Source organism: Azospirillum thiophilum, assembly GCF_001305595.1.
In the GTDB taxonomy this organism is placed as follows: Bacteria; Pseudomonadota; Alphaproteobacteria; order Azospirillales; family Azospirillaceae; genus Azospirillum; species Azospirillum thiophilum.
The window spans coordinates 178,640-190,061 of the sequence record NZ_CP012404.1; the positions used below are offsets into that span (position 1 = coordinate 178,640).

Here is an 11,422-nt window from a genome sequence, read left to right on the forward strand (position 1 = left end):
GCGGATAAGGTCTTAAAGACGGCGTCCAACAGAGGACTAACGAGACGATGAGCGAAGCCCATACCTTCCACCCCACGGTGCTGCGCGAGTACGACATCCGCGGCATCGTCGGCAAGACGCTGACCCCCGCCGACGCCCGCGCGGTCGGCCGTTCCTTCGGTACCGTGGTGGTGCGCAAGGGCGGCAAGACGGTCTGCGTCGGCTATGACGGCCGTCTGTCCTCGCCGGAGCTGGAGGAGGCGCTGGTCGAGGGGCTGGTCTCCACCGGCCTGCATGTCCTGCGCATCGGGCTCGGCCCGACGCCGATGCTGTATTTCGCCACCCGCGACCGCGAGGCTGCGGCCGGCATCATGATCACCGGCTCGCACAACCCGCCGGACTACAACGGCATCAAGATGATGCTGGGCAAGGGTCCGGTCTATGGCCAGCAGATCCTCGAACTCGGCACCATGGCGGCCAAGGCCGACTGGGCGACGGGCGAGGGCTCGTCGGAGAAGATCGACGTCCAGGACGAATATGTCGCCCGCCTGCTGAAGGACTATGACGGCACGCGCGACCTGAAGATCGCCTGGGACTCCGGCAACGGCGCGTCGGGCGAGATCCTGCGCCGCCTGACCGCCAAGCTGCCGGGCACCCATGTCCTGCTGTTCGACGACATCGACGGTAACTTCCCCAACCATCACCCGGACCCGACGGTCGAGGCCAACCTCGTCGACCTGAAGAAGGCGGTGGCGGAGCATGGCTGCGACATCGGCATCGGCTTCGACGGCGACGGCGACCGCATCGGCGCCATCGACCACAAGGGCCGGGTGGTGTGGGGCGACCAGCTGGTCGCGCTCTATGCCGCCGACGTGCTGAAGAGCCATCCGGGCGCCACCATCATCGCCGACGTCAAGGCCAGCCAGGCCCTGTTCGACGAGATCGCCAAGCATGGCGGCGTGCCGCTGATGTGGAAGACCGGCCACTCGCTGCTGAAGGCCAAGATGGCGGAGACCGGGTCGCCGCTGGCCGGCGAGATGTCGGGACACATCTTCTTCGCCGACAAGTGGTACGGCTTCGACGACGCGCTCTATTGCGGCGTGCGGCTGGCCGGGCTGGTCAGCAAGCTGGGCACCACGCTGGCGGACCTGCGCGACGGCCTGCCCGACATGGTCAACACGCCGGAGACCCGCTTCCAGATCGACGAGGAACGCAAGTTCGCCGTGGTCGAGGAGGTCAAGGGCCGGGTCATGGCGTCGGGCGCCAAGGTCAACGACATCGACGGCGTCCGCGTGACGACCGACGACGGCTGGTGGCTGCTGCGTGCGTCCAACACCCAGGACGTGCTGGTGGCGCGCGCCGAGTCCTACAGCCAGGACGGGCTGGAGCGGCTGAAGGGCGCGCTGATCGAGCAGCTGGTGGCCTCTGGGCTGGCGGCGCCGTCGTTCGAGGGCGGCGGGTCGCACTGAGGTTTGGGGGGTGTTCAGGCTTCGGCTGGCGAATGCCCCCTCCCTAACCCTCCCCCGCTCACGCGGGAGAGGGGACTGCCGCCGCTTAGCATAAGGCACCCTCTCCCGCGAAGCGGGGGAGGGTCGGTGAGGGGGCAGAACGCCCCCTCACCTGAAATTCGCCAGATGCCGCCGGAACCGAGCCAGGCTCCAGGCGAAGAACAGCGCGCCGATCCCCGCCGTCGCCGCAAACCGCGGCCACACCACGTCGAAGCCGGCGCCGCGGAACAGGATCGCCTGGGCAAAGGCCACGAAATGGGTCGAGGGTGACAGCTGCATCGCCATCTGCAGCCATTCCGGCTCGCTTTCCAGCGGGGTGAAGCCGCCGGACAGCATGTTCATCGGCAGCACGATCAGGATGAACAGCAGCCCCAGCTGCGGCATCGAGCGCGCCACCGTGCCGAGGAAGATGCCGAGCGCCGTCGCGAAGAACAGGTAGAGAGCCGTTCCCGCCAGGAACAGCGGCACCGATCCGGCCAGCGGCACCGACAAGAGGCCGCGCAGCACGGCATAGAGGGCCACCAGCGTCATCACCAGGATCACCGCGCCGTTCGCCAGCACCTTGGCGGTCATGATCTCGGACGGGCGGACCGGCATCACCAGCAGATGCTCCAGCGTGCCATGCTCGCGCTCGCGGATCAGGGCGGCGCCGGCCAGCAGCACGGCCAGCATGGTGACGTTGCTGACCACCGACATGGTGCCGGTGAACCATTTGGTGTCGAGCGCCTCGTTGTAGGCGACGCGGAGCTGGAGCGACACCGGGGCGGCGGTCCCGTCGGCCTCGCGGCGGACGAAGCGGCCGACCTCATCGTCGACGATGCCCTGGATGGTGCCGGCGCCGATGCCGGCCTGCATCATCGCGGTGGCGTCGATCAGCAGCTGGATCGTCGGGCTGCGCCCGGCCAGAACGTCGGCCTGGAAATCCGGCGGGATGTCGAGGACGAAGGTGTAGCGGGCCGAATCCATCGCCGGATCGACCTCGGCATGGCCGATCATCGCCGGGGTCTGGAATTCCGGTTTGTGGAAGCTGGAGGCCAGCCGCTGCGACAGGGTCGAGCGGTCCTCGTCCACGATGGCGATGGCGGCGTTGTGCAACTCGTGCGAGATGCCGGTCGCTTGGCTGTAGACGGAAAAGGTGAAGGAATAGACGACGAAACCCAGCATGAAGACGTCGCGCAGCAGGCTGATCCACTCCTTGCGCGCGAGCGTCAGGCTGTTGCGGAGGAAGCGGACCATGGCTCAGCGCTCCTGTTTCGGCAGGAAGGCGACGCCGAGCGCCAGGAACACGGGGATGAAGGCGGCGGTCGCCAGGATGAAGGGGAGAAGCTCCGGGAAGGCCAGACCCTTGGTGAAGGCGCCGACGGAGACCTTCAGGAAATGGGTGGTGGGAAACAGCGTGCCGAACAGCCACGCCCCGCCCTCCAGCGTCGCCACCGGTTGCAGCATGCCGGAGAATTGCGTGGCCGGCAGCATGGTGACGATGGCGGTGCCGAACACCGCGGCGGTCTGGGTCGCGGTGAAGACCGAGATCAGCAGGCCGAGCGCCGTGGTCGCCACCACATAGACCAGCCCGCCCAGCAGAAGCCCGAACAGGCTGCCCTTCACCGGCACGCCGAACAGGGTGACGGCCATGGCGACCATCAGCAGCAGGTTGAAGGCGGCCAGCCCGATATAGGGCAGCTGCTTGCCCAGCAGGAATTCCAGCCGCGTCACCGGGGTGACGTAGAGGTTGGTGATGGATCCCAGCTCCTTCTCCCGCACCACGCCGAGCGCGGCGAGGATGGCGGGGATGAAGACCAGCAGCAGGCCGATGGTGCTGGGCACCATGGCGTCCAGGCTGCGGAAGGCCTGGTTGTAGCGGTAGCGCATCTCCAGGGTGGCCGGCGAGGCGGGCAGGGCGACACCGGATGCTGTGGCGGCATCCTGGATGAAGCGCTGGTGGATGCCGGAGACGTAGCCCTGGATGGTCTCGGCCCGGAAGGGCATGGCGCCGTCGATGCGCACCGCCAGCTCCGGCACCCGGCCGCGGCGCAGGTCGCGGCCGAAGCCTTCGGGGATCTCGATGGTCAGCGAGGCGTCGCCCCGTTGCAGGCGGAGCGCCAGATCGCGGGCGTCCACGGCCGGCGCGGTGGCGCGGAAACTGCGCGAGCCGTCGAACTGCTCGACATAGGCGCGGCTTTCCGGCGTGCGGTCGTGGTCCAGCACGGCGAAGGTCAGGTTCTCGACATCCATCGTGATGCCGAAGCCGAAGACCAGCATCAGCAGCACGGTGCCGAGCAGGGCCACGGTGAGCCGGACCGGATCGCGCCGCAGCTCCAGCGTCTCGCGCCATGCATAGGCCAGCAGCCGGCGGGTGGAGAGAGGGGGAGCCCCCCTCACCCTCCCCACTTCGTGGGGCCCCTCCCTCTCCCGGGGCGGGAGAGGGGGACTCTCCCCGCTTTGGGATTGAGCATCCCCCTCCGCTTGCCGCATGAAGCCGATGAAGGCGTCGTCCAGCGTTTCGGCATGCTGCAGGCGGCGCAGCTCGTCGGGCGGGCCGGCGGCGATGACGCGGCCGGCGTTCATGAAGGCGACGCGGTCGCAGCGCGCCGCCTCGTTCATGAAGTGGGTGGAGACGAAGATCGTCACCCCCTGGTCGCGCGAGAGCGCGATCAGGTCGCGCCAGAACTGGTCGCGCGCCACCGGATCGACGCCGGAGGTCGGCTCGTCGAGGATCAGCAGCTCCGGTTCGTGCAGGATGGCGACCGCCAGCGACAGCCGCTGCCGCACCCCCAGCGGCAGCCGGTCGGCCACCGCGTCGATGTAGGGGGACAGGCCGAAGCGCTCCACCAGCGCGGCCAGCCGGGGTGCCGCATCGTCCAGGCCGAACAGCCGGGCGTGCAGATCCATGTTCTGCCGCACCGTCAGCTCGCCATAGAGCGAGAAGGATTGCGCCATGTAGCCGACGCGGCGGCGGCCCTCCAGGTCGCCGGCATCGACCGGCTTGCCGAACAGCAGCGCCTCGCCGGAGCTGGCGGGCAGCAGGCCGGTCAGCATCTTCATGGTGGTGGTCTTGCCGCAGCCGTTGGATCCCAGGAAGCCGAAGATCTCGCCGCGGCCGATGCGGAAATCGACGTCCGACACCGCGGTGAAATCGCCGAAACGGCGGGTCAGGCCGCGCGCCTCGATGGCCGGCTCGGCGCCGTCGGCCTCCGCCGGGCGGGGCGGCACCACCAGGCGCCCATGGCCGCGCCCGGCATCGCCGGGCAGCAGGGCGACGAAGGCCTCCTCCAGATCGGCGGCGCCGGTCCGCGCCTTCACCGCCGCCGGCGTGTCGTAGGCCAGCAGGCGGCCGGCATTCATCATCAGCACCCGCTCGAACCGCTCCGCCTCGTCCATGTAGGAGGTGGCGACCAGCAGCGTCATGCCGGGCCGGCCGGCGCGGATGCGGGCGATCAGCTCCCAGAACTGGCGGCGGGAGAGCGGGTCGACGCCGGTCGTCGGCTCGTCGAGGATCAGCAGGTCGGGGTCGTGCAGCAGGGCGCAGCACAGGCCGAGCTTCTGTTTCATGCCGCCCGACAGCTTGCCGGCCGGCCGGTCGGGGAAGGGGGCCAGCCCGGTCGATTCCAGAAGGTCGGCGATGCGGCTCCGGCGTTCGGCGGCGTCGAGGCCGAACAGGCGGCCGAAGAATTGCAGGTTCTCCGCGACGCTGAGGTCGGCATAGAGGTTGCGGCCCAGCCCCTGCGGCATGTAGGCGATGCGCGGCTGGAGCGCCGCCCGCCCGCGCCGGTCGGCAAGGTCGGTGCCGAGCACGCGGATGGTGCCGTGCTGGATCTTCTTGGCGGTGGCGATCAGGCCGAGCAGGGTCGATTTGCCGACGCCGTCCGGGCCGATGATCGCGACGCCGGCACCGGCGGGGATGTCGAGCGCGATCTCCTCCAGCGCCACCGTCCCGCCATAGCGGTGCCGCACGCCCGACAGCGAGACGGCGGGGGTGGGAGTCATGATCTTTCGCCCGCGGGGGTGTTCCGGGGGGTGCGTGGGGTGGATTGGGGGGTGGGGAGGGGCTTATTCTCGGCGAAGTCATGCTGTGCCTCCCCCTCACCCCGACCCTCTCCCCGGGGGGGAGAGGGAGATATCGGCGGGGGAGAGGGAGACTCTCCGCGGGTCAGCGTCGATTCCAGCCAGTCGGGCCAGACCGCCTTGTCGTCCAGCTTCACATAGGCCATGCCGGTCAGGCCGGTCTTCACCCGCTCGATGTAGCGGGTGACCAGCGCTTCCGGGACGCGGGCCTTGACGCGGAACATCATGCGGTCGCGCTCGGACTTGGTCTCCACCTGCTTGGGCGTGAACTGGGCGCGCGGGGCGACGAAGGTGATGGCGGCTGGGATCGCGGTGCCGGGAACGGCGTCCAGCAGGATGCGGGCCTCCGCCCCCAGCGCGAGATTTCCCGCCGTGTCGGTCGGCAGGAAGAAGGTCATGTAAACGTTGGACAAATCGAGCAGCGTCGCCGCCTTGCCGCCGGCCGCCAGCACCTCACCCGGTTCGGACAGGCGGTAGAGCACGCGCGACTTGCGCGGCGCCTTCAGCACGCCGTCGGCGACCAGATCGGCCAGCCGGTCGACATCGCCGGCCGCGGCGGTTATGGCCTCGTCGGCGCTGGCGAGGTGGCTCTTGGCGGCATCCAGCGCGGCGTCGGCGGTGCGGCGGCTGTTGCGGGCCTGATCGACCCGCTGTTCGGCGACATGGCCCTTGCCGAACAGGATCAGCGCCCGTTCCATCTCCTTGGCGGCGAAGTCGGCCTCGCTGGCGCGCTGGGCGACCAGCGCCACCGATTCCTCGCGCGTGCGGCGGGACTGGCGCAACTGCGCCTCGGCGGAGCGCAACTGCGCTTCCAGGTCGCGGGTGTCGAGCGTGGCGATGACGGCGCCGGCCTCCACCAGATCGCCTTCCTCGACCGGGATGGTCAGGACGCGGGCGGCGTATTTGGTGGCGACGTCGATCTCGTTCGCCTCGATCCGGCCATTGCCGGAGGCGAAGCCGGCGGGCAGCCGGTTGCCCTGCATCGCCCGCCAGCCATAGGCGGCCCCGGCGCCGAGCAGCGCCAGCAGGACCACCGCGATCAGAACGCGCTTGAAGGTCATGGCAGGGTTCCCTTTCCAGCTTTTCCGCCGGTGTCCAGCGCCCCCATCACGCAGGCCAGGATGCGGTCGCGCGCGTCGTCGTCGGGGGCGGCGTCCAGCGTGCGGCGCAGCGCCAGCAGCGCCTCGGCATAGCGGTTGTGCCAGTCGCGGCCGGCAAGCCCGGCGGCGGCGAGGCGGGCATGGCGCTCGGCCGGTTCCAGCGGGCGCGGGGCGGCGAGGTCGACACGGTCGTCCAGCGCGGGCAGGGCGATGCGCTCCGGAGCCCAGCCCTTGTCGAGCAGGCCCTGGCGGAGCGAGGCGCGGGCGGCCTCCTCACCATGGACCAGGAACAGGCCGTGGCCGACGCCGTGCCGTGCCGCAACCCAATTGAGCAGGGCCGAGCGGTCGGCATGGCCGGAATAGACATCGATGGAGCGCAGCCGCGCCTTCACCGCGATCTCCTCGCCATGGATACGGACGCGGGGCGTGCCCTCCTGCAGCAGCCGTCCCAGCGTGCCGGGCGCCTGGTAGCCGACCAGCAGAACCGTGTCCTGCGGGCGCCACAGCCGGTTCTTCAGGTGATGGCGGATGCGGCCGGCATCGCACATGCCGCTGGCCGCCATGACGATGGCGCCGCCGGACAGGCTGTTCAGCCGCTGGCTCTCCGGCACGCTGCGGACATGGTGGAGGTTGGCGCGGGTGAAGGGATCGCCGTCGGTCTCCAGATCGTCGAGATGGCGGCGGAAGACGCCGGTTACCGCATCGGCCAGCGGCGAATCGAGGAAGACGTCCACCGCCGGCACCTGACCGGTGTCGAACAGGCAGTCGAGGTCGTAGAGCAGCTCCTGCGTGCGCTCAACCGCGAAGGCCGGGATCAGCAGCACGCCGCCGGCCGCCAGCGCCGCCGTCACCTCCGCCCGTAACACCGCCTGCCGCCCGGCCTCGTCGAGGTCGGTGCGGTCGCGGTCGCCGTAGGTGGTCTCCAGCACCATCCAGTCGGGCCGCTCGGGGCCGTCGGCGTCGGCGTGGAAGCTCTTGCCGCCGGGGCCGAGGTCGCCGGAGAACAGGATGCGGGTCGGTTCCGCGCCCCCGTCCATGGCTTCGATCTCGATGGAGGCGGATCCCAGGATGTGGCCGGCCTGCCAGAAGCGGGCGCGCAGGCCCGGCAGGATCTGGACCCAGCGGTCGTACTCGACCCGGCGCAGCCGGCGCAGGCTGCGGATGGCGTCGTCCTGGGTGTAGATCGGCTGGACGGCGGCCCGGCCGCGCTGGCGGTTGCGGCGGTTCAGCCGCTCCACCTCGCCCTCCTGGATATAGCCGCTGTCGGGCAGCATGTAGTCCAGCAGGTCGACCGTGCCGCCGGTGGCGAATATTCGGCCGCGGAAGCCCAGCCGCGTCAGCTTGGGCAGCAGGCCGGAATGGTCGATGTGGGCATGGGTCAGCAGCACCGCCCGGATCGCGGCGGGGTCGAAGGGGAAGGGGCGGTAGTTCAGCTCCCGGATCGTCTTGGTGCCCTGGAACATGCCGCAATCGATCAGCACGTCGCCCTCGGGCGTCGACAGGCGGAAGCAGGAGCCGGTCACCGTTCCGGCGGCGCCGTGGAAGGTCAGCGACAGGGACATCGGAAGGCTCCTTCTTCTGAACATTCCCTCTCCCGTCTCGGGAGAGGGAAGGGGCCCGCCGCGAAGCGGTGGGAAGGGTGAGGGGTGATCGAAGGAACCATGCGGTTCTCAATTCCCGCACTGCCCCTCACCCTCCCCACTTCGTGGGTCCCCTCCCTCTCCCGGGGCGGGAGAGGGCATTGTTGTCACCCCACCACCACCCCGCTGTCGTCCGCCGCAAAGGCCTGGGCGAAGGTGAAGTCGGCGTTGGTGCCGGCATGGATGCGGTAGAGCGGTTCGCCCCGGCGCACGCGCTCGCCGACCTTGCGCAGCAGGTCGATGCCCGCGCCCTTGTCGTTGGGGGCGCCGGCCAGCCGCGCGATGCGGGCGAGGCGGTAGCAGTCGAGCGAGGCGACCACCCCGTCGGCCGGGGCCGCGACCTCGGCGACCAGCGTGCCGAGGGTCGCCACCGCGGGCGGCGGTCCCTGCATGGCGATGATCCTCTCCATGGTGGCGAGCGCGGCGCCGGACTCCAGCAGGTTGCGCGCCCGGCTGCATCCCGCTCCGCCGCGCACCGCCGGGTCGAATTCCAGGATGCGGCCGGCCAGCAGCAGGGCGCGCTCCCTGAGGTCGGCCGGGGCGGCGGGATCGTTGCGCAGCACCGCCATGACGTCGCGCGCCTCCAGAACCGGGCCGATGCCGCGCCCGACCGGCTGCGAGCCGTCGGTGACCGCCACCTCCAGCGTCAGGCCGAGCCGGTCGCCGACATGCTCGAACAGCTTGCGCAGCCGCACCGCCTCGCCCGCATTGCGGATCTTGGCGCTGGGGCCGACCGGGATGTCGATCAGCAGATGGGTGGAGCCGGCCGCCACCTTCTTCGACAGGATGGAGGCGACCAGCTGTTCGCGGGTGTCGATGGCCAGCGGCCGTTCGACCGAGATCAGGATGTCGTCGGCCGGCGACAGCCGGACATGGCCGCCCCACACCAGGCAGCCCTTGGCCTCGCGCACCAGCGCCTGCATGCGCTCGACAGGAATGTCGACGTTGGCCAGCACCTCCATGGTGTCGGCGGTGCCGGCGGGCGAGGTGATGGCGCGCGACGAGGTCTTCGGGATCGGCAGGCCGTGGGCGGCGACGATCGGCACGACGATCATCGAGGTGCGGTTGCCGGGGATGCCGCCGATGCAATGCTTGTCGGCGATGGTCCGCGGCAGCCCGCCAAGGCCGTCAAGGCCGTCCCAGCTCAGCCGGGTGCCGGCGGCGATCATGGCGCGGGTCAGGCCCAGCACCTCCGCCGTGGTCATGAAGCTGGCGCAGGCGATCAGGAAGGCGGCGATCTCGATCTTGGAATAGCGCAGGTCGGTGACGTCGCGGATGATCGCGGCCAACTGCGCGTCGTCCAGGGCGGCGCCGCCGACCTTGGCGCGCACCAGCTCGAAGCTTTCCGGCGGGGTGGGCGGCACCAGATGCACCGCCGATCCGGCGGCCAGCCCGAGCCGGCGGAAGGCCGGGGCCGAGAGGCCGATCTCGTCCGGGCCGACGATGGTATCGTCATCGACGATGTTCAGCACGGCCAGCAGGGAGCGGCCGTCGTTCCGCACCTCCACCCGCCCCAGCCCGAGGAAATCCTCGACATGGTAGCGGGTGCAGCGCCGGTTGAGGAAGGCGACATTCTCCCGGACGGTGTCGATCGCCAGATGTCGGAGCGTCAGCATGCCCCACAGTCTACGCCCGGCCCTGCCGGTCTGAGACGCGGAGCCTGCGCGGCAGCCATGCCGGCCGCCGGGCTCCGCGGTTGATCCGGATCATTGGCGGGCCGGAGGGGATGTGGTTCAGGGGTGCGGCGTCTTGCCCCTTCCCTAACCCTCCCCCACCTTCGGTGGGAGAGGGAACCGTTGCCGTACTTCTGCAAAGCTCCTACCCCCTCTCCCGTGATCGGACCGGCCTTCGGCCGGCCGAGAGCGGGGGAGGGATGGGGAGGGGGCAAGACGCCGCAACCCCTCAGGTGCTCTCCCGCGCGATGAAGGTCAGCCCCAGGTCGAGCTGGCGTTGCACCGGCTCCTTGCCGTCCATCAGGTCGATGAGCATGGCGGCGGCATGGCGGCCGATGGCGTAGCGCGGCGTGGCGACGGTGGTCAGGGTCGGGGTCGTCCAGGCCGAGGCCGGCAGGTCGTTGAAGCCGGCGACGGCGAGCTGGCCGGGCACGCGGATGCCGCGGCGCTGGCACTGGAACAGCGCGCCCTGCGCCAGGTCGTCGTTGCAGAAGAACACGGCGTCGCAGTCGCTGTTCTCGGCCATCAGCCGGTCGATCATCGCCGCCCCAAGATGGATGGAGGAGGGGTCGGGCAGGCGCCACACCCGCTTCTCGTCATACAGGCCGGCCTCCTCCAGCGCGCGGCGGTAGCCGTCCAGGCGGGCGAGCGTTCGGGGGTCGAGCTGCACCGCGACGAAGCCGATGCGGCGGTAGCCGCGCTCCAGCAGGTGGGTGGTCATCAGCCGGCCGCCCTCTTCCTGCGAACAGCCGACGCTGAGGCTGTCGGGATCGTCCAGCAGCTCCATCATGTGGACGGTCGGGCTGCTCAGCGCCGACAGGTAGGTGCGGGCGATCTCGGTGTGGTCGGTGCCGGTCAGCAGGATGCCGTCGGGCTGGAACTGCAGGTAGGTGCGGATCAGCCGCTCCTCCTCCTCCGGGGAATAGTGGGTGACGCCGATCAGGGCGCGGTAGCCGCGCGGCAGCAGCATGTCGTGGATGCCGGCCAGCGTCTCGACAAAGACCATGTTGGTCATCGACGGGATCAGCACCGCCACCGTCATCGAGCGCGCCGACGCCAGCGCGCTGGCCGCCTGGTTCGGCACGTAGCCCATCGACTGGGCGGTGTCGAGGATGCGCTGGCGCAGCTCCGGCATCACCAGCTCCGGCCGCTTGAAGGCGCGCGACACGGTGATGGCGCTGACGCCCACCCGTTCCGCCACGTCCGCCATCGTCGCGCGCCCGGTGCGCGAGGAGCGCGGCTTGCGCGTCTTGACCGTCAGGGGGGGCACCCGATCACCGCCATGCGTCGTCACGAGGGTCCGTCCTTCCAATTCCGGCCGGCGCGACGAAGGGTCGCGCGGACCGGCTGATTACAGTCCCGTATCATGGGCCACAAGAGCCGCCGGCGTCGCAGGGCCTTCGCCCGCATCCTCCGGCTCCGTTCCTCAGTTCGTCCGCAACTCAAACAAAACTCTTTAC

General features: G+C 70.2%; 7 protein-coding genes. 1 reads left to right on the forward strand and 6 read right to left on the reverse strand.

Features of this window, described 5'->3' with window-relative positions; all coding sequences use genetic code 11:
* Positions 1–47: 47 nt before the first annotated feature.
* On the forward strand, positions 48–1,448 hold the full coding sequence (gene pgmG, locus AL072_RS23680) for a phosphoglucomutase/phosphomannomutase PgmG (RefSeq protein WP_045583658.1): 1,401 nt from the start codon (positions 48–50) through the stop codon (positions 1,446–1,448).
* 147 nt (positions 1,449–1,595) lie between these two features.
* Here pgmG and AL072_RS23685 read toward each other — a convergent pair whose 3' ends face one another.
* The 6 genes from AL072_RS23685 to gntR all read right to left on the reverse strand — a co-directional run bounded on the left by AL072_RS23685 (position 1,596) and on the right by gntR (position 11,256).
* Positions 1,596–2,723 carry an ABC transporter permease gene (locus tag AL072_RS23685; protein ID WP_045583657.1) on the reverse strand — a complete coding sequence of 376 codons (1,128 nt, stop codon included), beginning with the start codon at positions 2,721–2,723 and terminating at the stop codon, positions 1,596–1,598.
* Between the two features lie 3 nt (positions 2,724–2,726).
* Positions 2,727–5,471 carry a ribosome-associated ATPase/putative transporter RbbA gene (gene rbbA, locus AL072_RS23690; protein ID WP_045583656.1) on the reverse strand — a complete coding sequence of 915 codons (2,745 nt, stop codon included), beginning with the start codon at positions 5,469–5,471 and terminating at the stop codon, positions 2,727–2,729.
* Positions 5,468–6,610, reverse strand: coding sequence for an HlyD family secretion protein (locus AL072_RS23695; protein WP_045583655.1), 1,143 nt, complete (start codon positions 6,608–6,610; stop codon positions 5,468–5,470). Before AL072_RS23695 ends, rbbA begins: the two co-directional genes overlap by 4 nt.
* Entirely contained in the window at positions 6,607–8,211 is a 1,605-nt protein-coding gene (locus tag AL072_RS23700; RefSeq protein ID WP_045583654.1) for an MBL fold metallo-hydrolase, read from the reverse strand. Before AL072_RS23700 ends, AL072_RS23695 begins: the two co-directional genes overlap by 4 nt.
* Before the next feature lie 185 nt (positions 8,212–8,396).
* Positions 8,397–9,905, reverse strand: a complete 1,509-nt coding sequence (locus AL072_RS23705; RefSeq protein WP_045583653.1) for a thymidine phosphorylase family protein — start codon at positions 9,903–9,905, stop codon at positions 8,397–8,399.
* Positions 9,906–10,191: 286 nt separating this feature from the next.
* Positions 10,192–11,256 (reverse strand): HTH-type transcriptional regulator GntR, encoded by a 1,065-nt coding sequence (gene gntR, locus AL072_RS23710; protein WP_245636998.1) that lies wholly within the window; start codon positions 11,254–11,256, stop codon positions 10,192–10,194.
* Positions 11,257–11,422: the final 166 nt, after the last annotated feature.